Source organism: Streptomyces roseifaciens (genome assembly GCF_001445655.1).
Taxonomy (GTDB): domain Bacteria; phylum Actinomycetota; class Actinomycetes; order Streptomycetales; family Streptomycetaceae; genus Streptomyces; species Streptomyces aureoversilis.
Genome location: NZ_LNBE01000004.1, coordinates 2,279,665 through 2,300,673 on the forward strand (window position 1 = coordinate 2,279,665; position 21,009 = coordinate 2,300,673).

Below are 21,009 nucleotides of genomic sequence, written 5' to 3' on the forward strand. Positions count from 1 at the left end.
TTAGGCGCGTCCCGTTGCCGCCCGAGCGTCCTGCCCGGCGGCAGCGGGACAGACCAGGAACCGGAAGGCAGAGAAGACATGTCGTCAGTCGAGACCATCCACGTCGACGGGGTGTGGCGCGCCGCCGCGTCCGGTGCCCAGCGGGAGGTGCTCGACCCCGCGGACGCCAAGACCCTCGCCGTGGTCTCCGAGGGCGGCGCCGACGACACGGACGCCGCCGTCGCCGCGGCCCGCCGCGCCTTCGACGGCGGGCAGGGCGTCTGGCCGCGGACGCCCGTGGCCGAGCGGGCGGCGCTGCTGCGCCGCGTCGCGGACCTCCTCCAGCGCGACCGCGAGGAGATCGCGCTGACCGAGAGCCGGGACACCGGCAAGACCCTCGAAGAGGGCCGCACCGACGTCGACTGCGTGACCGACGCCTTCCGCTACTTCGCCGACCTCGTCGTGAACGAGGGCGGCGGGCGCGTCGTCGACGCGGGCTCGGACACCGTGCACAGCGTCGTCGTCCACGAGCCGGTCGGCGTCTGCGCGCTGATCACCCCCTGGAACTACCCCCTGCTGCAGGCCAGCTGGAAGATCGCCCCCGCGCTGGCGGCGGGCGACACCTTCGTCATCAAGCCCAGCGAGGTCACCCCGCTGTCCACCGTGCTGCTGATGAAGCTGCTGGTGGAGGCGGGCCTCCCGGACGGCGTCGGCAACCTCGTCACCGGCGCTGGCGACCCCGTGGGCGCCCGCCTGTCCGAGCACCCCGACGTCGACCTCGTCTCCTTCACCGGCGGCCTCTCCTCCGGCACCAAGGTGATGCAGGCCGCGGCGCCCACCGTGAAGAAGGTCGCCCTCGAACTCGGCGGCAAGAACCCCAACGTGGTCTTCGCCGACGCCTGCGCGACCGACGAGGACTTCGACACCGCCGTCGACCAGGCCCTCAACGCCGCGTTCATCCACAGCGGCCAGGTCTGCTCGGCCGGCTCCCGCCTCATCATCGAGGAGTCCGTCCGCGACCGCTTCGTCGCCGAACTCGCCCGCCGCGCCGCGAAGATCCGCCTCGGCCGCGGCACCGAGGACGGCGTCGAGTGCGGCCCGCTGGTCTCCGCGCAGCAGCTCGACAAGACCGAGGCCTACGTCGCCTCCGCCCTCGCCGAGGGTGCAACCCTGCGCTGCGGCGGCTCCCAGCCGGAGCCGGACGAGGTGCGCCCCGAAGGCGGCTACTTCTTCTCGCCGACCGTCCTCGACCACTGCCACCGTGCGATGAAGGTCGTCCGCGAGGAGACCTTCGGCCCGATCCTCACCGTCGAGGTCTTCCGCACCGAGGACGAGGCCGTGGCCCTGGCCAACGACACCGAGTACGGCCTCGCCGGCGCCGTGTGGACGAAGGACGCGGGCCGCGCGCGCCGCGTCGCCGGCCGGCTGCGCCACGGCACCGTCTGGATCAACGACTTCCACCCCTACCTGCCGCAGGCGGAATGGGGCGGCTTCGGCAAGTCCGGCATCGGCCGCGAGCTCGGCCCCGCGGGCCTGGCCGAATACCGCGAGGCCAAGCACATCTACCAGAACCTCGCGCCCGAGCCGGTGCGCTGGTTCGCCGGCTGAGCCAGCCTCATTCCGTAAGCGAAGAACCTTCCTGCCCCGAGGAGTACCCCCATGCCCCCCGTAGCCCAGAAGATCACGGCCGACTATGTCGTCGTCGGCGGCGGCACCGCCGGCTCGGTCATCGCCTCCCGCCTCGCGGAGGACCCCGGGACCTCCGTCGTCGTCATCGAAGGCGGCCCGTCCGACATCGACCGCGAGGACGTGCTGACGCTGCGCAAGTGGCTCGGCCTGCTCGGCGGCGAGCTGGACTACGAGTACACCACCACGGAACAGCCCCGCGGCAACTCGCACATCCTGCACAGCCGGGCCAAGGTGCTGGGCGGCTGCTCCTCCCACAACACCCTCATCTCCTTCAAGCCCCTGCCCTCCGACTGGGACGAGTGGGAGGCCGCGGGCGCCGCCGGCTGGGGCGCGAAGGACATGGACCCCTACTTCGGCAAGCTCCGCAACAACATCGTGCGGGTCGCCAAGAAGGACCAGAACGCCATCGCCTCCGACTGGATCGAGGCCGTCAAGAGCGCGCTCGGCGTCCCCGAGGTCACCGGCTTCAACGACAAGCCCTTCGACGAGGGCGTCGGCTTCTTCGACCTCGCGTACCACCCGGAGAACAACAAGCGCTCCTCCGCCTCCGTCGCCTACCTCCACCCCCACATGGAGGCCGGCGACCGGCCCAACCTCCACCTGATGCTGGAGACCTGGGCGCACAAGCTGGAGCTGGAGGGCACCCGCGCCAAGGGCGTGCACGTCCGCACCAAGGCCGGCGAGGAGATCTACGTCGAGGCCGGCCGCGAGGTGCTGGTGTGCGCCGGCGCCGTCGACACGCCCCGGCTGCTGATGCACTCCGGCATCGGCCCGAAGAAGGACCTCGAAGCGCTCGGCATACCCTGCGTGCTCGACCTGCCGGGCGTCGGCGAGAACCTCATCGACCACCCCGAGTCGGTCATCGTCTGGGAGACCGAAGGCCCCATCCCGGGCAACTCCGCGATGGACTCCGACGCGGGCCTGTTCGTCAAGCGGGACCCGGAGCACCAGGGCCCGGACCTGATGTTCCACTTCTACCAGATCCCCTTCACGGACAACCCCGAGCGCCTGGGCTACGAACGCCCCGAGCACGGCGTGTCCATGACCCCCAACATCCCCAAGTCCCGCGCCCGCGGCCGCCTCTACCTCACCTCCGCGGACCCCGAGGTCAAGCCCGCCCTCGACTTCCGCTACTTCGAGGACGAGGACGACTACGACGGCCGCACCCTCGTCGACGGCATCAAGCTCGCCCGCAAGGTCGCCGAGGCCGAGCCGTTCAGGAAGTGGCTCAAGCGCGAGGTCTTCCCCGGGCCCGAGGTCACCGACGACGCCGAGATCAGCGAGCTCGTGCGCAAGGCCGCGCACACCGTCTACCACCCCGCCGGCACCTGCCGGATGGGCGACGCGGGCGACGCCCTCGCCGTGGTCGACCCCCAGCTGCGGATCCGCGGCCTGGAGAACATCCGCATCGCGGACGCGTCCGTCTTCCCGACGATGCCCGCCGTGAACCCGATGATCGGAGTCCTGATGGTGGGAGAGAAGTGCGCGGAGATGCTTGTAGCAGGCCCCGGCACCGGGGGTGACTCCCGATGAACGGCACCGGCGCCGGCACCGGCGCACCCACCGACCGCACGCCCGGGAGCACGCCGCAGACCGCGGGCGACGCACCGGCCGTCTTCTCCGTCCGCAACCTGTGGAAGGTCTTCGGGCCGAAGGCCGACCGCGTCCCCGGCAGCGACCTCGCCGCCCTCTCCGCCGAGGAACTGCGCGAGCAGGCCGGCTGCACCGTGGCCGTCCGCGACGTCTCCTTCGACGTCCGCCAGGGCGAGGTCTTCGTCGTCATGGGCCTCTCCGGCTCCGGCAAGTCCACGCTCGTCCGCTGCCTGACCCGGCTCATCGAGCCGACCTCCGGCACCATCGCCATCGACGGCGAGGACGTGTGCGGCATGGACAAGGGCGCCCTGCGCGAGCTGCGCCGCCACCGCGCGGCCATGGTCTTCCAGCACTTCGGCCTGCTCCCGCACCGCTCCGTCCTCGACAACGTCGCCTACGGGCTGGAGATCCAGGGCATCGCCAAGGCCGAACGCCGCGCCAAGGCCGCCGAGATGGTGGAGAAGGTCGGCCTCGCGGGCATGGAGGCCCGCCGCCCCGGCCAGCTCTCCGGCGGCCAGCAGCAGCGCGTGGGCCTCGCCCGCGCCCTCGCCGCCGACCCCGAAGTCCTCCTGTTCGACGAGCCGTTCAGCGCCCTCGACCCGCTCATCCGCCGCGACATGCAGGAAGAGGTCGTCCGCCTGCACCGCGACGAGGGCCGCACCATGGTCTTCATCACCCACGACCTGTCCGAGGCGCTGCGCCTCGGCGACCGGATCGCCCTGATGCGCGACGGCCGCGTCGTGCAGTGCGGCACGCCGGAGGAGATCGTGGGCTCCCCCGCGGACGACTACGTCCGCGACTTCGTGCGGGACGTCCCGCGCGAACAGGTCCTGACCGTCCGGCGCGCCATGCGGCCCGCCGCCGCGGGCGAGTCGGAGTCGGGCGAGTCCCTCGCCCCCACGACGACCGTCGCGGAAGCGATCGAGACGGTCGCGCGCACGGGCAACCCGGCCCGCGTCGTCGACGGCGGCCGCTGCGTCGGCGTCGTCGACCACCGGAGCCTGCTCGGCGTGGTCGCGGGCCTGGACGCCGGCGAAAGGACGGCCGCGTGACCGTACACACAGCTCCCCCTCAGATGAAGACGGCGCCGCCCGGCCGCGACGCCACCGGGCCGAACCCCGGGGCGCTCGCGCTGCGCACCCTGTGGGCCCGCCCCGCGGCCCGCAAGCTGCTCGTCCTCGCCGCCGCCGCGGCCGTCCTCGTGCCCGTGGCGGCAGCGGTCCACGGCAGCGGCACCTGGCCGTCCGCGCTCACCGTCGACCTGACCGGGCCCCTGACCGGGGCCAGTGACTGGATCATCGACAACCGCGACGGCCACTGGGCCTTCCTCTACTTCTTCGGGCACATCAGCGGCGCGATCATCGGCGCCGTGCACGCCGTCTACACCGTCCTCCTGGCCCTCGGCTGGGCCGGAGTGACGGCAGCGGCGGCGCTGATCGCCTGGCGCGTCGCGGGCGCACGGGTCGCCGTGACCGCCCTCGCCTCGTTCGCCGCCTGCGGCCTGCTCGGCATGTGGGTGCCCACGATGCGCACGCTCGCGCTGATGATCGTCGCGGTGGCGGTGTCCGTCGTCGTGGGCGCGCTGATGGGCCTCGCAGCGGGCCTGTCGGACCGTACGTTCCGCGCGCTGCGGCCCGTCCTCGACACCATGCAGGCGCTGCCCGCCTTCGCGTACCTGCTGCCCGTCGTCCTCGTCTTCGGCATCGGCGTGGCGCCCGCCGTCCTGGCGACCGTCGTCTACGCGGCGCCGCCCATGGCCCGCCTCACCGCGCTCGGCCTGCGCTCCACCGACCAGGGCGTCCTGGAGGCGGTGGAGTCGCTCGGCGCGACCGGACGGCAGCGGCTGCTGACCGCACGCCTGCCGCTCGCCCGCCGCGAGCTGCTCCTGGGCGTCAACCAGACCATCATGATGGCCCTGTCCATGGCCGTCATCGCCTCCGTGATCGGCGCGGACGGCCTGGGAGACCGCGTCTACCAGGCCCTGTCGACGGTGGACGTCGGCAGCGCCCTGGCCGCGGGCATCCCGATCGTCCTCCTGGCGATCGTCCTGGACCGCACGACGGCGGGCGCGGCCGCCCCCCGGCCCACCCGCCGCTCCCGCTTCCCCAGGTTGTGGGCAGGCGTTCCGCAGGGCGGAACGGGTGGGCACAACCCGACGACGGGCCGCACCCGAACGGCAGCCACGTGGGCGCTGGGCATAGCGCTGACCGTGGCCCTAGGCCGACTCGGCGGCACGGCGTGGCCCGACGGCTGGACCGTCGCCATCGCCGGCCCCGTCAACGAGGCCAAGGACTGGATGGTCGACCACCTCTACACCGGCCTCCCCGGCATCGGCGGCACCGCCGACCTCGCCGCCCACTACACCGCCTGGGTCCTCGACCCCCTGCGCGACGGCCTCCTGGCCCTCCCCTGGTGGGGCGCCCTGCTCATCGTGGCGGCCCTCGCCTGGCTCATCGGCACGTGGCGGACCGCGCTGACGGCAGTCCTGTCGCTGGCCGCGATCGGCGTGCTGGGCCGCTGGGAGCTGTCGATGGACACGCTCTCGCAGGTGGTCGCCGCCGTGGCCGTCACGCTCGTCCTCGGCTTCACGATCGCCGTGCCCGCCGCGCGCAGCCCGCGCGTGGAGCGGCTGCTGCGGCCGGTCCTGGACGTCTTCCAGACGATGCCGCAGTTCGTGTACCTGATCCCCGTCGTGGCGCTGTTCGGCATCGGCCGGGCCCCGGCCGCCGCGGCCGCGGTCGTCTACGCGCTGCCCGCCGTCGTCCGCATCGCGAGCGAGGGCCTGCGCCGGGTGAACCCCGGTGCGATGGAGTCGGCCCGCTCGCTGGGCGCGACCGGCGGTCAGCAGCTGCGCCAGGTGCAGTTCCCGCTGGCCCGCCCGCAGCTGCTGCTCGCGGTCAACCAGGCCGTGGTGCTGGTGCTGTCGGTCGTCATCATCGGCGGTCTCGTCGGCGGCGGCGCGCTCGGCTACGAGGTCGTCTTCGGCCTGGCCCAGGGCGACCTGGCCACGGGCCTCACCGCGGGTGTGGCCATCGCGTGCCTGGGGCTGATGCTCGACCGGGTCACGCAGCCGACGAAGGGAGCGCGTGATGGCGCATAAGACGCAGAGAACGCGTGGCACGCGCAGGACGGTGGTGGCCGCAGCCGCCCTGGCCCTCCTGGCCACCGCCACGGCCACCGGCTGCGGCGCGGCCGACATGACCAAGCAGGCGTCCCCGTACGCCGCTGCGGCGGGGACGAAGACCGTCACCCTGTCCGTGCAGTCCTGGGTGGGCGCGCGGGCCAACACGGCCGTCGCCAAGTACCTGCTGGAGCACGAGCTGGGCTACCGCGTCGACACCGTGCAGGTGGACGAGGTGCCCGCCTGGGACGCCCTCAGCCAGGGCCGCGTCGACGCGATCATGGAGGACTGGGGCCACCCGGAGCAGGAGAAGCGGTACGTCGAGGACAAGAAGACGATCGCCTCCGGCGGCGACCTCGGCGTCACCGGCCACATCGGCTGGTGGGTGCCGAAGTACTTCGCCGACGCGCACCCCGACGTCCTCGACTGGCGGAACCTCAACAAGTACGCGTCGCAGCTGCGCTCGCCCGAGAGCGGCGGCAAGGGCCAGCTCCTGGACGGCTCGCCGTCGTACGTCACCAACGACAAGGCGCTCGTGAAGAACCTCGGCCTGGACTACAAGGTCGTCTTCGCGGGCTCCGAGGCGGCGCAGATCACCCAGCTCCAGCAGTCCGCCAAGGAGAAGAAGCCCTTCCTCACCTACTGGTACGAGCCCCAGTGGCTCTTCAACGAGGTGCCGATGGTGGAGGTGAAGCTGCCCGCGTACACCCAGGAGTGCGCGGACAAGGGCGCGAAGGATCCGGCGACGGTGAACTGCGCCTACCCCACCACGCCGCTGAAGAAGTTCCTCAATGCGGACTTCACCCGCAAGGGTGGCAAGGCGGCCCGCTTCCTGAAGAACTTCCAGTGGTCGAAGGACGACCAGAACGCCGTCTCGCAGATGATCGCCGAGGACAAGCTCAGCGCGGACGAGGCCGCGAAGCGGTGGGTGGAGAAGAACCCGGACGTCTGGAAGAAGTGGCTGCCGTGAGCGCGTAGCGCGTAGCACGCAGCACGTACGCCAAGGAGCAGGAAGCAGCCGAGCGGCGCCGTACCCCCCGGGGACGGCGCCGCTCCCGCGTGCAAGGGGGGATCAGGCGGAGTACGCGCCCGGCGCCAGGCCCGTGGTCACGCCGATCCGGTTCCACGCGTTGATGGTGGTGATCAGCGCGATCAGGTGGGCGAGCTCCTCCTGGGGGAAGTGCTTCGCCGCCCGCTCGTAGACCTCGTCGGACACGCCGGAGGGCAGCAGGGTGACCGCCTCGGTCAGGGCGAGTGCCGCCTGCTCCTTCTCGGTGTAGAAGCCGGCCGCCTCCTGCCACGCGCTGAGGAGGTGGATGCGCTCCTCGGTCTCGCCCAGGCGGCGGGCGTCCTTGGTGTGCATGTCCAGGCAGAAGGCGCAGCGGTTGAGCTGCGAGGCACGGATCTTGACCAGCTCGATGAGGGAGGTCTCCAGGCCCTTCCGGGCGGCCCGCTCCAGGCTCAGCATCGCCTTCTGGACCTCGGGGGCGACCTCGTGGAGCAGCATGCGGGGGGCGTGGTGGTGGGTGGTGGTCTGTGCGGTCGCGTTCGTCATGGATACGACACTAGGCCGGGGGCAGCCCACGGGTATGGTCCATTCCCATGGAGAAAACATGGGCCACTTCGGGGGGCGCGCCGGAGGGTGTCCCGGGGGCTGCGGAGGCGTTCCCGGGGGACGGCGCCGGCGCGGGCGTGGATTTCCACCTGGACCTGAGCGGGCCGGGCGGGGTGCGCGCCTCCCTCATCCGGGCCCTGCGCGACGCCGTCCGCAGCGGCCGGCTCGCGCCCGGCAGCCGGCTGCCCTCCTCCCGTACGCTCGCGGCCGACCTCGGCCTGGCCCGGAACACGGTGGCCGACGCGTACGGGGAGCTGGTCGCCGAAGGATGGTTGACGGCCCGTCAGGGGTCGGGCACGCGGGTGGCCCGGCGGGCTGCCGCGCGGGCGCCCGAGCGCCGGACGCCGCCCGTGCGGACGCCGCCGCGGCCCGTCTACAACCTGCGCCCCGGCACCGCCGACGTCTCCGCCTTCCCGCGCGCCGCATGGCTCGCCGCGGCCCGCCGGGCCGTGGCGGCGGCCCCCAACGACGCGTTCGGACACGTCGACGAGCGGGGCCGGACCGAGCTGCGGACCGCCCTCGCGGGCTACCTGGCGCGGGCCCGCGGCGTGCACGCGGATCCGGAGCGGATCGTGGTGTGCTCGGGGTTCACGCAGGGGCTGGGGCTGGTGAGCCGGGTGCTGCGGGAGCGCGGGACGCGGGAGATGGGGGTGGAGGAGTACGGGCTGTGGTTCCACCGGGAGGCGCTGGAGCGGGCCGGGCTGCGGTGCCTGCCGATGCCGCTGGACGGGCAGGGCGCCGACGTCGGCGTGCTGGAGGGCGGCAAGGCGGCCGCCCGGTCGGTGCTCATCACCCCCGCGCACCAGTTCCCCACCGGCGTGCCCCTGCACCCCGACCGGCGCGCCGCGGTCGTCGACTGGGCGGCCCGTACCGGCGGGACGATCCTGGAGGACGACTACGACGGCGAGTTCCGCTACGACCGGCAGCCGGTGGGCTGCCTGCAGGGCCTCAGCCCGGAGCGCATCGTCTACTTCGGCACCGCGAGCAAGGCGCTCGCGCCGGGGCTGCGGCTCGCGTGGATGGTCCTGCCGGAGCACCTCGCCGGCGAGGTGCTGGCCCACAAGCGGGCGGGGGAGTGGAGCTCGGGCGCCCTGGAGCAGCTGACGCTCGCGGAGTTCATCACATCCGGGGCGTACGACCGTCACGTCCGCGCGATGCGGCTGCGGTACCGGCGGCGGCGCGACCGGCTCGTGGAGGTCCTCGCCGAGCGCGCCCCGCACATCAAGGTCACCGGCATCGCGGCGGGCCTGCACGCCGTCCTCGAACTGCCGCCGGGCACGGAGCACCCCACCCTGCAGGCCGCGGCGTGGGAGGGCCTGGCCCTGGAGGGCCTCTCCCGCCTGCGCTGCACCCCGGCCCCGGACGCCGCCCCCAGCGGCCTCATCGTCGGCTACGGCACCCCGCCGGACCACGCGTTCCCGGGCGCGCTGGAAGCGCTGCTGAGGGTCCTGCCGCCGGCGGAGTGAGGCGGTCGGGCGGCGGCGTGGCGGGACCCCTGTCGGCCGGGGGCGGCGCACCGGGCCGGCTGCGGTCGGCCGGGCTGCCGGTGCCGCCGCGAAGGGTGCTCGTGCCCCGGCAGCGGCGGCTTCACGGCCCGGCTTGAGGGCACCCCGCCGACGCCGCCTTCAGGCGGCCTCCGCGGTCCCCTCGGCGCCGCCCTCGCCGAAGCGGGCCAGGGCCAGGGCGCCCGCGACCGCCAGGACGAAGCCCGCGGCGGCGAGCGGCGTCAGGCCCGGGCGGGTGCGGTCGCCGAGCCAGACGACGCCGACCAGCGCCGGGCCCAGGGTCTCGCCGATGACCATGCCGGCCGTGGCCACCGTCACCGAGCCGCGCTGCAGCGCCGACGTCAGCAGCAGGAACGCGGCGGCCCCGCCGAGCAGCAGCGCGTACGCCGCCGGATTGCGGAGCAGCGCCCCGGGGGAGAGGTCGTCGATCAGCCGGACGGCCACCTCCACCACGCCGAAGCCCAGGCCCGCGCCCAGCCCGAGGGCCGCCGCACGGGCCCGGCCGGGCAGCCGGCCGGCCGCGGCACCCAGCGCCAGGACCCCGGCCGCGGCGGCGAGCGAGCCGGCGCGCAGGGCCGTGGAGCCCGTGCCGTCCCCCTCCGCGCCCGACGCCGGCCCGAGCATCGCGAGACCCCCGCAGACCACGGACACCGCGCCCCACTCGACCCCGCTGAGCCTCACCCGCAGCACGCGCGACGCCACGATCGCCGTCACCGCCAGGCTCGCGGCCAGGGCGGCGCCCACGGCGTAGATCGGCAGGGACCGCAGCGCGACGAGCTCCAGCGCGAAGCCCGCCGCGTCCAGCGCGAGCCCGGCCAGATAGCGCCACTGCCGCAGCACCCGCAGCAGCAGGACGGGGTCCACCCCCGAGCCGCTGCCCGGCGCGGCCGCCCGTGCGGCGACGGCCTGCAGAACGGACGCGGTGCCGAAACACACCGCCGAACCCAGCGCGCAGAGCATCCCGAGAAGCACCGTCCGACTGTAGGCCGCCCCACCGTCCGCCGGGCGGAAGCGCCCCTTAGGGTGAGTGGCCTCATCGCACGTGAGTGCGGGAGTGAAAACTGCTGGCGACACAGCAGACGAACCACCAGAAACACCAGAAGCAGAACATGACGGGGGTCATCTGCATGACGGAAAAGACGGGCAGGACACGGCGCAGGCTGCGCTCGTCCACGGTCGTCCTCGGCGGGATGGGCGCGCTCGCCGCGGCCCTGACCTCCTGCGGATCCGAGCCGGACAAGCGCTGCGTCGACCCGAACAGCTACGACGTCGGGCGCGGCGGCTACCGGGTCGTCGACTCCAAGGCGTGCAAGAGCAAGGGCGGCGGCAGCGGGAACGGCGGCGGCAGCGGCGGCAGCAGTTCGGCGGGCCGCTGGTACTACGGCTCGGACAAGTCCGGCGGTTACGCCGAGAGCGGCACCTTCAGCAAGAGCCAGGCCGCCGACCGGGGCGGCTTCGGCTGCTCGAACTCCGGCTCCGGCGGCGGCTGACCCGATGCGCCGCCACCGCACCGAGCCCCGCCCCGGCTGGCAGGCCACCGTCGAGGAGCAGGGCGTGATCTACCCCCTGACCCGCCTCCCCGACGGCTCCCTGCGCCCGTACTGGGACGAGAGCGCGTACTACTCCTTCACGCTCGCCGAGGTCGAGGAGCTGGAGGAGACGGTCGCGGAGCTGCAGGAGATGTGCACGGCCGCGGCCGCGCACATCGTCGAGCACGACCGCTTCGCCGACCTCGGCCTCACCGACCCGGCGCTGACCGCCCTGATCGCCGAGTCCTGGCGCCGCCGTGACGAACTCCCCTCCGTCTACGGCCGCTTCGACCTGCGCCACGACGGCGGCGGCCCGGCCAAGCTGCTGGAGTACAACGCCGACACGCCCACCTCCCTGGTGGAGGCGGCGAGCGCCCAGTGGTTCTGGATGGAGGACCGCTTCCCCGGCCTCGACCAGTGGAACTCCCTGCACGAGCGCCTCGTCGACGCCTGGAAGCGGCAGGCGCCGCTGCTGCCGCCCGGCACGCCCCTGTACTTCGCGCACTCGGCCGGCGACGAGCTCGGCGAGGACCTGATGACGGTCGCCTACCTGCGCGAGACCGCCGAGCAGGCCGGCCTGGACACCCGGGCGATCTCCATGGAGAACATCGGCTGGGACCCCCTCTCCGGCCGCTTCGTCGACGAGCGGTACGCCTTCATCCGCGCCTGCTTCAAGCTCTACCCGTGGGAGTGGCTGACGACCGACCGCTTCGGCCCCAACGCCCTGGACACCCTCGACAACGGCGGCGGTACGGGATCCACGCTGTGGATCGAGCCGGCGTGGAAGATGCTGCTGTCCAACAAGGCGCTCCTGGCGATCCTGTGGGAGCTCCACCCGGGCCACCCCAACCTGCTCCCCGCCTACCTCGACGGCCCGCGCGAGCTCGCCCGCAGCGGCGGCTGGGTCGCCAAGCCGCTGCTGGGCCGGGAAGGCGCCGGCATCACCGTCCACGAGGCGGGCACGGATCCGGTGCTGCGGGACGAGCCGTGCTGCTACCAGCAGTTGTGCCCGCTCCCGGACTTCGACGGCAACCGCACGGTCCTCGGCGCGTGGGTGGTCGACGGCGAGCCGGCCGGGCTGGGCATCAGGGAGTCGGCGGGGCTCATCACCGACGAGTACGCGCGGTTCCTCCCGCACGTGATCGACGGCTGAACCGCCCGGCGGGCGGCGTCGGCGGCCCGGGCGGTCAGAGCTCCGGCGCGGACAGGTGCAGCACCTCGTACCGTTCGGTGACGTCCTCGTCGTCCGGGACGGCCTCCTGCCACAGCACGAAGCGCAGCAGCTGCCAGTGGTGCGGGTCGACCGCGAGTGCGGCCGTGTGCACGCCGTCGTGCCCGGCCGCCAGTTCGCGCAGCGCCGCGGTCTCCGCCGCCACCGCTTCGGCCGGCCCCTCGGCGGGCAGCTGCGTCAGCCGCCGGGACGCCGCCCGCGGCACCGCACCCCGCGCGGGCCCGGCCTCACGGACGACCCCGGCCCAGTGCCGCACGACGGGCCGCCCGAAGTCCCGGACGACGCCCTCGAACCCGCCCCCGCCGACGAGGAAGTGGCTCATCGCCGCGGTGTCGTTCCACAGGTAGAACGGTGCGTACTGGTTGACGGGCGACCCGTCCACGCCGCGCTCGCGGATGACGTAGGCCTTCAGGGCCAGGCCGGCGCGGTCGTCGAGGGCGTGGCCGCGCGTGGCGACGCGGTCGCGGATGATCCCCATGTCGTAGTCGGCGGGGAGGGTGATCTCGTACTGCTTCGCATACACGGTGCGTTGTGCCTTTCGCGTGCTCAGGCTACGGGTCCGGACGGGTAGCAGGCGGCGGGCGGGGCGCGGTGGATCAGCATGGGGTGCGCTCCGGGGGAGTGGCGGATCAGGCGGACTGCGCGGCGAGGAGCCCGAGCACCCCGTCGACGGCCTCCTCGAACGGCGCCGGCGAACCGGCGGCGCGGGCCAGGACGTAGCCGCCCTGGAGGACGGCGACGACGGTCGCGGCGGTGACCGCCGGGTCGAGGCCGGCGGACAGCTCGCCGCGCGCGACGCCCTCGGCGAGCACCTCGGCGAGCCGCCCCCGCAGCCACACGAACGTCTCGTCCACCGGTGCCCGCAGCGCGGCGTCGGCCATCACGTCCGGATCCTGCGTCAGCCGCCCGACCGGGCACCCCTTGAGCACGTCGCGCTCGCGCCGCAGATAGGCGGTGATCCGCTCCACGGCGGTGCCCGGCCCGCCGAGCTGCTGCTCGGCCTTGCCGCGCATCTCCTGCGCCGTCCGCCGGATCGCGGCCAGTGCGAGGTCGGGCTTGCCGCTGAAGTGGTGGTACATGCTGCCCTGCCCGGCCCCGGCGCGCTGCTGGATGGCCTTGGGGCTGGTGCCGACGTAGCCGCGCTCCCACAGCAGCTCGCGGGTGCTCTCGATGAGGCGTTCCGAGGTGTCCGAGGTGCTCATGGAAAGAGTGTACATACTAGTAGGTACAGAAGATCGACTCCTGGATGCGAAAGAGGGGCCGGCGCGCACGCCGGCCCCTCTTCCACCTCGCGACCGCTCCGTCAGGAGCCCAGCACCGCCCGCAGCTGGTCCAGGCCCCAGTCCAGGTCCTCCTTGCTGATCACCAGCGGCGGGGCGATCCGGATCGTGGACCCGTGGGTGTCCTTCACCAGCACGCGCCGCTCCATCAGCCGCTCCGAGATCTGCCGGCCCGTGCCGTGCGACGGGGCGATGTCGATGCCCGCCCACAGGCCGCGCCCGCGCACCGCCTCCACGGCGCCGCCGCCCACCAGCAGGCCCAGCTCCTGGTGGAGGTGCTCGCCGAGCTCCGTGGCCCGCTGCTGGAACTCGCCGGACTTCAGCATCGCGATGACCTCCAGCGCCACCGCGCACGCCAGCGGGTTCCCGCCGAAGGTCGAGCCGTGCTCGCCGGGCCGGTACACGCCGAGGACCTCCCGGGAGGCCACCACGGCGGACACCGGCACCACGCCGCCGCCCAGCGCCTTGCCCAGTACGTACATGTCGGGGACGACGTCCTCGTGGTCGCACGCGAACGTTCTGCCGGTGCGGCCCAGCCCGGACTGGATCTCGTCCGCGATGAACAGCACCCCGCGCTCGGCGGTCAGCCGCCGCACGCCCGGCAGGTATCCGGCGGGCGGCACGAGCACCCCCGCCTCGCCCTGGATCGGCTCCAGCAGCACGGCGACCGTGTTGTCGTCCACGGCCTCCTCCAGCGCGGCCAGGTCGCCGTAGGGGACGATCTCGAAGCCCGGCGTGTACGGGCCGTAGTCCGCGCGGGCCTCCTCGTCCGTCGAGAAGCTGATGATCGTGGTCGTGCGGCCGTGGAAGTTGCCGCCCGCCACGACGATCTTCGCCCGGCCGTCCGGCACGCCCTTGACCTTGTACCCCCACTTGCGGGCGGTCTTCACGGCCGTCTCGACCGCCTCCGCGCCCGTGTTCATGGGCAGCACCATGTCCTTGCCGCACAGCGCGGCGAGCTCGGTGCAGAATTCGGCGAAGCGGTCGTGGTGGAAGGCGCGCGAGGTCAGCGTCACCCGATCGAGCTGCGCCTTCGCGGCGTTGATCAGACGCCGGTTGCCGTGGCCGAAGTTGAGCGCGGAGTACCCGGCGAGCATGTCGAGATAGCGCCGTCCCTCGACGTCCGTCATCCAGGCGCCCTCCGCGTACGCGACGACGACCGGCAACGGATGGTAGTTGTGCGCGCTGTGGGCCTCGGCGGCGGCGATGCTGCGTTCCGTGGAAGTCACCGTGTGCTCCGTTCGTGTACGGGCATGCGTGTGCGGGCATTGCTGTGCCCCCTGTTCCACCTTTCTACTACTCGCGGCCCCACCGTCGGACGGAGTCGGGCACCGCACCTGAGAGAATGTGCGCATGGCCCTCGATCGACCGCGCGCTCTCTCCGGTATCCAGCCCACCGCAGGCTCGTTCCACCTGGGGAACTACCTCGGTGCCGTCCGCCAGTACGTGGCCCTGCAGGAGACCCACGACGCCTTCTACATGGTGGTCGACCTGCACGCGATCACCGTGCCGCAGGACCCGAAGGAGCTGCGGGCCAACACCCGCCTCGCCGCGGCCCAGCTGCTCGCCGCCGGCCTCGACCCGGAGCGCTGCACTCTCTTCGTGCAGAGCCACGTCCCCGAGCACGCCCAGCTCGGCTGGGTGATGAACTGCCTCACCGGCTTCGGCGAGGCCTCCCGGATGACGCAGTTCAAGGACAAGTCCGCCAAGCAGGGCGCCGGGGCCACCACGGTCGGCCTGTTCACCTACCCGATCCTCCAGGTCGCCGACATCCTCCTCTACCAGGCGGACGCCGTCCCGGTGGGCGAGGACCAGCGCCAGCACATCGAGCTCACGCGCGACCTGGCCGAGCGCTTCAACGGCCGCTTCGGCGACACCTTCACCCTCCCGGCCGCGCACATCGTCCGCGAGACGGCGAAGATCTACGACCTGCAGGACCCGTCGGCGAAGATGAGCAAGTCGACGGCGAACCCCAAGGGCCTGATCAACCTCCTCGACGAGCCCAAGGTCTCCGCCAAGAAGATCAAGAGCGCGGTCACCGACACCGACACCGTGATCCGCTTCGACCCGGAGAACAAGCCCGGCGTCAGCAATCTGCTCACCATCTACGCCACGCTCACCGGTACGGGAATGGCGGATCTGGAGCAGAAGTACGAGGGCAAGGGCTACGGTGCGCTCAAGACCGACCTCGCCGAGGTCATGGTGGACTGGGTGACGCCCTTCCGCGCCCGCACGCAGGAATATCTCGACGACCCGGAGACGCTGGACTCTGTCCTGGCGAAGGGCGCCGAGAAGGCCCGCGCGGTCGCGGCGGAGACGCTCGCCCAGGCGTACGACAAGGTGGGCTTCCTGCCCGCCAAGCACTGAGGGCGGCCGGGCCACCGGAAGCGCTCCGGGCCCCTGGTCCCGGCCCGTACGGGACCAGGAGCTCTGGCACGGGGTGTGGCACAGCCGTCACACTGGCCACGGGGACATACAGGCGCACAGGAGGGAGAACGCAATGGGGACCGTAACGCTCGGCGTTTCGATCGCGGTCCCGGAGCCGTACGGCAGCTTCCTCCAGAAGCGCCGCGAGGGCTTCGGGGACCCGCACGCGCACGGCATCCCCACCCACGTCACCCTGCTGCCGCCCACCGAGGTCGACACCTCGTCCCTGCCCGCGATCGAGGCGCACCTCGCCCGGGTCGCCGCCGAGGGCCGGCCGTTCCCCATGCGCCTGTCCGGCACCGGCACCTTCCGCCCCCTCTCGCCCGTCGTCTACGTCAACGTGGTCGAGGGCTCCTCCTCCTGCGCCTGGCTGCAGAAGCGCATCCGGGACGCCTCCGGGCCCGTCGCCCGCGAGCTGCAGTTCCCGTACCACCCGCACGTCACCATCGCCCACGGCATCGCCGAGGAGGCCATGGACCGGGCCTACGCGGAGCTCGCCGGCTTCCGGGCCGCCTGGACGATCGACGCCTTCGCCCTCTACGAGCAGGGCGAGGACGGCGTGTGGCGCCTGGAGCGCGAGTATCCGTTCGGGGAGGGGGAGGGGACGGCGCCGGCCGTCCCCCAGCAGTCCGGCGCACGACCCCCCGCGCCTTCGCGTTAGCGCAGCTCGGCCCGGGCGTAACCCCACTCCCGGGTGGTAGACGTACGCCATGGAATGGCTGACGCGGCTCCCCGGCATCGGGCCCCTGATCACCCGCCTCATGCGGACCCACGCGTGGCGCTCGTACGAGACCCTGGACCGGGTGAAGTGGACCAGGCTCGCCGCCGCGATCACCTTCACCAGCTTCGTGGCCCTCTTCCCCCTGCTCACCGTGGGGGCCGCCGTCGGCGCGGCCCTGCTCAGCGAGGAGCAGATGCGGGACCTGGAGCGACGGCTCGCCGAGCAGGTGCCCGGCATCTCCGGCCAGCTCGACCTCAGCAGCCTCGTCGACAACGCCGGCACGGTCGGGATCGTGGCCGGAGCGCTGCTCCTGTTCACCGGCATCGGCTGGATCGGCTCGCTGCGGGAGTCCCTGCGCGCTGTGTGGGAGAAGGAGGAGAGCCCCGGCAACCCCGTCCTGCTCCGGCTCAAGGACGGGGGGCTGCTCCTGGGCCTCGGCGGCGTCGCGCTCCTCTCGCTGGGCTGCTCGGTCTTCGCGCAGGCGGCCGTGGACTGGGTGGCCGCCAGGACCGGGCTGGACGGCGTCGGCGGGCTGCTGACCGCGGCCGGCTTCTGCATCGCCGTCCTCGCCGACTTCCTGCTGATGCTCTACGTGCTCTCCCGGCTGCCCGGCGTCCTGCCCCCGCGCCGCCGCCTCGTCGTCGGCGCGCTCCTCGGGGCCGTGGGCCTGGAGCTGCTGAAACTGCTGCTCGGCGGCTATCTGCGGGGCGTGGCGGCGAAGAGCATGTACGGGGCCTTCGGCACGCCCGTCGCCCTGCTGCTGTGGATCAACTTCATGGCGAAGCTGGTGCTGTTCTGCGCGGCGTGGACGGCCACGCCGCCGGAGGACGGGCCGTCACGGGAGAAGGACCTCATGGAGTGAGGCCGGCCCGGCGGAAGACGGAACCACCGGGACCGGCGACGTACCGCCTACCCCTTCGGCCGCGGCCAGCGGCGGTGCACCACGAACGCTCCGGCGGCCAGCGCCACGAGCGCCCCGCCCGTGATCCCCACGGCCGTCCACATCCCGCCGGAACCCGCGCTCGCCACCGACGCCTGCGTGCTGCTCCCGCCGGCCTTGCCGGCGCCGTCCTTGCCGCCCGCGGCGCCTCCCTTCGGGGGAACCAGCATGCCGACCGGCTTGACGTGCCCGGCGGCCTCGAAGCCCCAGTCCAGGAGCCGCGCGGTCTCCTTGTAGACCTCGTACTGCTCCTGGATCTCCGGGTTCATCACCGTCACCAGCAGCTTGCGCCCGTCGTGCTGGGCGACGCCCGTGAAGGTGTTGCCCGCGTTGGTGGTCGAGCCGTTCTTCACCCCGGCCATGCCCTTGTACGGCATGCCGTTCGGCATGCCCTCGCCCGTCAGCAGCCGGTTCGTGTTGACGATGCCGAAGCTCTCGCGCGGCTTGCCCGGCTTCTCCTCGCCGGGGAACTGCGCCGACACCGTCGAGCAGTACTCCCGGAAGTCCGCCTTCTGCAGCCCCGAACGGGCGAACAGCGTCAGGTCGTACGCGCTGGAGACCTGCTCGTCCGCGTCGTAGCCGTCGGGGGTGACGACGTGGGTGTCCAGCGCCTGCAGATCCTCGGCGTGCGCCTGCATGTCCTTCACGGTCTTCGGGATCCCTCCGTTCATGGACGCGAGGACGCGCACCGCATCGTTGCCCGAGCGCAGGAACACGCCCAGCCACAGGTCGTGGACGCTGTACGAGGACCCCTCCTTCACCCCCACGGCGCTGCTGCCGGCGCCCATGCCCTCCAGGTCGGAGGGCATGACCCGGTGCGTCTTCGTCCGGGGGAGCTTCGGCAGCACCGTGTCGGCGAAGAGCATCTTCAGCGTCGAGGCGGGCGGCAGCTGCCAGTGCGCGTTGTTCGCGGCGAGGATCTCGCCCGACTCCGCGTCCGCCACGAGCCAGGAGCGCCCGCTGAGGTCCTTGGGCAGCTGCGGCGCGCCCGGGCCGAGCTGCACCTGCGGGCCCGGCAGGCCCAGCATCTCGCCGCCCACGGTGGACATCCGGGCGGGCGGCCTCCGGGGCGCGCCCCGGCCGATGCCCTTGCCGTCGTCCTCCACTGCCGTGGCGCCCCCGGTGGCCCGGACGCCCGAGGGGCTGGGGCTCACGCTCGGGCGGCTCGGGGTCGGGGAGGGCGTGGGATCGGCAAGGGCGGGGGCGGCGGTCGTCAACGGGACGATCAGAGAGGCGGCGGCCGCGAGCGCGGCCCCGTGACGTCGTCGCGTCGCGGCGGCCCGCTTGGGGCGTGATGTCGTCGTCGGCACGTTCGTGAAACTACCCCGCCACCTGGGGGTTCCAGTCGCCGCCTCACTGGCTCGGATGACGCCCGGGGACCCGATAGGACTAGTGCGCTGACCCGAACGCATACTGAAACCCATGCCGAGCACTTCGTCCGACGCCGCCCCCGCCGCGTCCGGGGCCTCCGCCGCCCCTGCCGCCCCCGCCGTCCTCACCCGTCCCGTCTCCTGGTTCCTGCTCGCCTTCGGCGCGTGGAGCTGGGTCATCTGGATCACCTTCGCGAAGAATCTGTGGAAGGACGGCAGCGGTCTCGCCTTTGACGACGCGGGTGACCCGACCGCGTACTTCTGGGTGCATCTCGCGCTCGCGGTCACCTCGTTTCTTCTGGGGACGGCCGTGGGGCTGATCGGGTTGCGCGGCGTCAGGGCGCTGCGGCGCAGGTCATAGGAGCCCGCCGGGCACCGGGGCGATCAGAGCCGCCCCAGCTCCCACAGGCGCCACTGCCCGGTCCCGTCGGAGAGGTACTGCGTCCCCGAGACGGACGCGCTGCTCAGCACGTAGTCCTTCTTCTGCCACAGGGGCAGCACGGGGACGTCCTGGGCGATGATCTCCTGGATGGCCCGGAAGTCCTTCGAGACGCCGCTGCGCCGGGAGCTGTCCTGCGTGGCGCCGATGAGCTGCTCCACCTTCGGATTGGCGTAGCCCGTGCGGAAGGAGGAGGACCGGCCCACGAGGGGGGTGGTGAAGTTGTCCGGGTCGGGGAAGTCGGCCAGCCAGCCGACGCAGTACGCGTCGTAGTCGCCCCGCGCGTAGCCCTGCCGGAACTCCGTCCACTCCACGTGCCGCGTGGTCACCTCGAACAGCCCGGTGCTCTCCAGCTGCCGCTCGAGCAGCGCCGCCTCCTCGTCCGTGGCGGCGCCCTGCGAGTACGCGAGCGTGAAGCGGACGGGGGTGGTGATGCCGGCGCGGCTCAGGGCGGAGCGTGCGGACTCGGGGTCCGGCCGGGGGTTGAGGTCGAAGAACGACGTGGTGTGGCCGCCGAGGCCCTGGGGGATGAGGGAGTACAGCGGTTCGACGGTGCGGCGGTGCACGTCGCGCGCGAGGGCCTCGCGGTCGACGACGGCGGCGATGGCCCGGCGGACCGGCAGCGCCTTCAGCGGCGAGCCCTCGCGCAGGTTGAAGAACATGGAGCGGGTCTCGGAGCCGGCGCTCTCCATCAGCTTCACCCCGGTGTCGGACAGGGAGTGCGCGGCGATGTCGGATGGCGGCATCAGCCGCCCGGCGACGTCGAGGGAGCGCTGCTTCCACGCCTTGCTCATCGTGGCCGCGTCCCGGAAGTAGTGCACCGTCACGTCGCCGCCCCGGTGCTTCACGGCGCCCTGGTAGTTCTTGTTGGGCCGCAGCTCGGCCACGGAGCGCGGGCGGTAGCCCTTGAGGGCGTACGGGCCGGAGCCGTCGGCCTCGGTGCCGGTGCGCAGCCTGTCGGCCGGGTAGCGCGAGCTGTCGACTATGGCGCCGGCGCCGGTGGCTATCTTGAACGGGAACGTGGCGTCCGGGACCCGCAGCCGGAAGGTGACGGTCCGTCCGGTGGTGCCGACGGACTCCAGGGTGTCCAGCAGCGACTGCGGGCCCTGGGGCGACTTGATCCGCAGGATCCGGTCGAAGGAGAACTTCACGTCCTCGGCGGTCAGTTCGCGCCCGTTGCCGAACTTCAGGCCCTCGCGGAGCTCGCACCGGTACGTGCGTAAGTCCTTCCCCTGGAAGCCGCACCGGTCGGCCGCGTCCGGCACGGGGGAGCCCGTGCCGGGGGCGTAGGTCAGCAATGACTGATAGACGTTGCTGAACAGCGCCCAGGAGCCCGCGTCGTAGGCGCCGGCGGGGTCGAGGGAGGTGACGGTGTCCGTGGTGCCGACGGTGATCGGCCCCTGGTCCTCGTCCCCCGGCGAGACCAGCGTGCACCCTCCCGCCCCGCCCGCCAACAGCACCGCAGCCACCACGGCCGCCCCCGCCCGAAGCCCACGCATCCCCGCGCCCCCTCCGCCCAGTGATGCGCCTCACTCAAACACAGGAACGGCCGTGCGTCCGGAAAATCGGC

19 protein-coding genes are annotated in these 21,009 nt (G+C 72.9%); 12 read left to right on the plus strand and 7 right to left on the minus strand.

Annotated elements, in window-relative coordinates; genetic code table 11:
- Window positions 1-78 precede the first annotated feature (78 nt).
- From AS857_RS27470 to AS857_RS27490, 5 genes are read left to right on the plus strand one after another with little or no spacing between them, the layout of a single operon-like run.
- Window positions 79-1,587: an aldehyde dehydrogenase family protein gene (locus tag AS857_RS27470; protein WP_058045893.1), complete on the plus strand. Its 1,509-nt coding sequence runs from the start codon at window positions 79-81 to the stop codon at window positions 1,585-1,587.
- 51 nt (window positions 1,588-1,638) lie between these two features.
- Window positions 1,639-3,201 (plus strand): GMC family oxidoreductase, encoded by a 1,563-nt coding sequence (locus AS857_RS27475; protein WP_058045894.1) that lies wholly within the window; start codon window positions 1,639-1,641, stop codon window positions 3,199-3,201.
- Window positions 3,198-4,313: a quaternary amine ABC transporter ATP-binding protein gene (locus AS857_RS27480; RefSeq protein WP_058045895.1), complete on the plus strand. Its 1,116-nt coding sequence runs from the start codon at window positions 3,198-3,200 to the stop codon at window positions 4,311-4,313. Before AS857_RS27475 ends, AS857_RS27480 begins: the two co-directional genes overlap by 4 nt.
- 23 nt (window positions 4,314-4,336) lie before the next feature.
- Entirely contained in the window at window positions 4,337-6,361 is a 2,025-nt protein-coding gene (locus AS857_RS27485; protein ID WP_058045896.1) for an ABC transporter permease, read from the plus strand.
- Complete coding sequence (locus AS857_RS27490; protein ID WP_058045897.1) at window positions 6,351-7,352, plus strand: ABC transporter substrate-binding protein; 1,002 nt, start codon at window positions 6,351-6,353, stop codon at window positions 7,350-7,352. The genes AS857_RS27485 and AS857_RS27490 overlap by 11 nt, the downstream gene beginning before the upstream one ends.
- Window positions 7,353-7,454: 102 nt before the next feature.
- Here AS857_RS27490 and AS857_RS27495 read toward each other — a convergent pair whose 3' ends face one another.
- Window positions 7,455-7,937 (minus strand): carboxymuconolactone decarboxylase family protein, encoded by a 483-nt coding sequence (locus tag AS857_RS27495; RefSeq protein WP_058045898.1) that lies wholly within the window; start codon window positions 7,935-7,937, stop codon window positions 7,455-7,457.
- A gap of 47 nt (window positions 7,938-7,984) precedes the next feature.
- Here AS857_RS27495 and pdxR point away from each other — a divergent pair, with 47 nt between their 5' ends.
- Complete coding sequence (gene pdxR / locus AS857_RS27500) at window positions 7,985-9,463, plus strand: MocR-like pyridoxine biosynthesis transcription factor PdxR (protein WP_079110668.1); 1,479 nt, start codon at window positions 7,985-7,987, stop codon at window positions 9,461-9,463.
- Between the two features lie 159 nt (window positions 9,464-9,622).
- Here pdxR and AS857_RS27505 read toward each other — a convergent pair whose 3' ends face one another.
- Window positions 9,623-10,462 carry a hypothetical protein gene (locus tag AS857_RS27505; RefSeq protein WP_058045900.1) on the minus strand — a complete coding sequence of 280 codons (840 nt, stop codon included), beginning with the start codon at window positions 10,460-10,462 and terminating at the stop codon, window positions 9,623-9,625.
- Window positions 10,463-10,611: 149 nt separating this feature from the next.
- Between AS857_RS27505 and AS857_RS27510 the strand changes: the two genes are divergently transcribed.
- Together AS857_RS27510 and AS857_RS27515 are read left to right on the plus strand one after the other, a co-directional pair.
- Entirely contained in the window at window positions 10,612-10,992 is a 381-nt protein-coding gene (locus AS857_RS27510) for a hypothetical protein (RefSeq protein ID WP_245700539.1), read from the plus strand.
- 4 nt (window positions 10,993-10,996) lie between these two features.
- Complete coding sequence (locus tag AS857_RS27515) at window positions 10,997-12,184, plus strand: glutathionylspermidine synthase family protein (protein WP_058045901.1); 1,188 nt, start codon at window positions 10,997-10,999, stop codon at window positions 12,182-12,184.
- 34 nt (window positions 12,185-12,218) lie between these two features.
- On the opposite strand, the gene AS857_RS27520 is transcribed toward AS857_RS27515, so the two are convergent.
- The 3 genes from AS857_RS27520 to rocD form a co-directional block, all read right to left on the minus strand.
- Window positions 12,219-12,785 (minus strand): DUF4865 family protein, encoded by a 567-nt coding sequence (locus AS857_RS27520; RefSeq protein WP_058045902.1) that lies wholly within the window; start codon window positions 12,783-12,785, stop codon window positions 12,219-12,221.
- A gap of 106 nt (window positions 12,786-12,891) precedes the next feature.
- Window positions 12,892-13,464: a TetR/AcrR family transcriptional regulator gene (locus AS857_RS27525; RefSeq protein ID WP_420823967.1), complete on the minus strand. Its 573-nt coding sequence runs from the start codon at window positions 13,462-13,464 to the stop codon at window positions 12,892-12,894.
- 101 nt (window positions 13,465-13,565) lie between these two features.
- Window positions 13,566-14,771: an ornithine--oxo-acid transaminase gene (gene rocD, locus AS857_RS27530; RefSeq protein ID WP_058045904.1), complete on the minus strand. Its 1,206-nt coding sequence runs from the start codon at window positions 14,769-14,771 to the stop codon at window positions 13,566-13,568.
- A gap of 124 nt (window positions 14,772-14,895) precedes the next feature.
- On the opposite strand from rocD, the gene trpS reads away from it, so the two are divergent.
- The 3 genes from trpS (at window position 14,896) to AS857_RS27545 (ending at window position 17,552) form a co-directional block, all read left to right on the plus strand.
- Window positions 14,896-15,909, plus strand: a complete 1,014-nt coding sequence (trpS, locus tag AS857_RS27535; RefSeq protein WP_058045905.1) for a tryptophan--tRNA ligase — start codon at window positions 14,896-14,898, stop codon at window positions 15,907-15,909.
- A gap of 133 nt (window positions 15,910-16,042) precedes the next feature.
- Entirely contained in the window at window positions 16,043-16,630 is a 588-nt protein-coding gene (locus AS857_RS27540) for a 2'-5' RNA ligase family protein (RefSeq protein WP_058045906.1), read from the plus strand.
- Window positions 16,631-16,679: 49 nt separating this feature from the next.
- Window positions 16,680-17,552, plus strand: a complete 873-nt coding sequence (locus AS857_RS27545) for a YihY/virulence factor BrkB family protein (RefSeq protein WP_058045907.1) — start codon at window positions 16,680-16,682, stop codon at window positions 17,550-17,552.
- Between the two features lie 47 nt (window positions 17,553-17,599).
- On the opposite strand, the gene AS857_RS27550 is transcribed toward AS857_RS27545, so the two are convergent.
- Window positions 17,600-19,054, minus strand: a complete 1,455-nt coding sequence (locus AS857_RS27550) for a D-alanyl-D-alanine carboxypeptidase family protein (RefSeq protein ID WP_476718234.1) — start codon at window positions 19,052-19,054, stop codon at window positions 17,600-17,602.
- 94 nt (window positions 19,055-19,148) lie between these two features.
- On the opposite strand from AS857_RS27550, the gene AS857_RS27555 reads away from it, so the two are divergent.
- A complete protein-coding gene (locus AS857_RS27555; protein WP_058047096.1) occupies window positions 19,149-19,361 on the plus strand; it encodes an SCO4848 family membrane protein in 213 nt (70 codons plus the stop codon).
- 23 nt (window positions 19,362-19,384) lie between these two features.
- On the opposite strand, the gene AS857_RS27560 is transcribed toward AS857_RS27555, so the two are convergent.
- On the minus strand, window positions 19,385-20,938 hold the full coding sequence (locus AS857_RS27560) for an ABC transporter substrate-binding protein (RefSeq protein WP_058045909.1): 1,554 nt from the start codon (window positions 20,936-20,938) through the stop codon (window positions 19,385-19,387).
- Window positions 20,939-21,009 lie beyond the last annotated feature (71 nt).

What these genes read in the sequence shown, in the direction of transcription:
- AS857_RS27470 (WP_058045893.1), top strand. Translation starts at nt 79, where the DNA reads ATGTCGTCAGTCGAGACCATCCACGTCGACGGGGTGTGGCGCGCCGCC.
- AS857_RS27475 (WP_058045894.1), top strand. Translation starts at nt 1,639, where the DNA reads ATGCCCCCCGTAGCCCAGAAGATCACGGCCGACTATGTCGTCGTCGGC.
- AS857_RS27480 (WP_058045895.1), top strand. Translation starts at nt 3,198, where the DNA reads ATGAACGGCACCGGCGCCGGCACCGGCGCACCCACCGACCGCACGCCC.
- AS857_RS27485 (WP_058045896.1), top strand. Translation starts at nt 4,337, where the DNA reads ATGAAGACGGCGCCGCCCGGCCGCGACGCCACCGGGCCGAACCCCGGG.
- AS857_RS27490 (WP_058045897.1), top strand. Translation starts at nt 6,351, where the DNA reads ATGGCGCATAAGACGCAGAGAACGCGTGGCACGCGCAGGACGGTGGTG.
- AS857_RS27495 (WP_058045898.1), bottom strand. Translation starts at nt 7,937, where the DNA reads ATGACGAACGCGACCGCACAGACCACCACCCACCACCACGCCCCCCGC.
- pdxR (WP_079110668.1), top strand. Translation starts at nt 7,985, where the DNA reads ATGGAGAAAACATGGGCCACTTCGGGGGGCGCGCCGGAGGGTGTCCCG.
- AS857_RS27505 (WP_058045900.1), bottom strand. Translation starts at nt 10,462, where the DNA reads ATGCTCTGCGCGCTGGGTTCGGCGGTGTGTTTCGGCACCGCGTCCGTT.
- AS857_RS27510 (WP_245700539.1), top strand. Translation starts at nt 10,612, where the DNA reads ATGACGGGGGTCATCTGCATGACGGAAAAGACGGGCAGGACACGGCGC.
- AS857_RS27515 (WP_058045901.1), top strand. Translation starts at nt 10,997, where the DNA reads ATGCGCCGCCACCGCACCGAGCCCCGCCCCGGCTGGCAGGCCACCGTC.
- AS857_RS27525 (WP_420823967.1), bottom strand. Translation starts at nt 13,464, where the DNA reads ATGAGCACCTCGGACACCTCGGAACGCCTCATCGAGAGCACCCGCGAG.
- trpS (WP_058045905.1), top strand. Translation starts at nt 14,896, where the DNA reads ATGGCCCTCGATCGACCGCGCGCTCTCTCCGGTATCCAGCCCACCGCA.
- AS857_RS27540 (WP_058045906.1), top strand. Translation starts at nt 16,043, where the DNA reads ATGGGGACCGTAACGCTCGGCGTTTCGATCGCGGTCCCGGAGCCGTAC.
- AS857_RS27545 (WP_058045907.1), top strand. Translation starts at nt 16,680, where the DNA reads ATGGAATGGCTGACGCGGCTCCCCGGCATCGGGCCCCTGATCACCCGC.
- AS857_RS27550 (WP_476718234.1), bottom strand. Translation starts at nt 19,054, where the DNA reads ATGGGTTTCAGTATGCGTTCGGGTCAGCGCACTAGTCCTATCGGGTCC.
- AS857_RS27560 (WP_058045909.1), bottom strand. Translation starts at nt 20,938, where the DNA reads ATGCGTGGGCTTCGGGCGGGGGCGGCCGTGGTGGCTGCGGTGCTGTTG.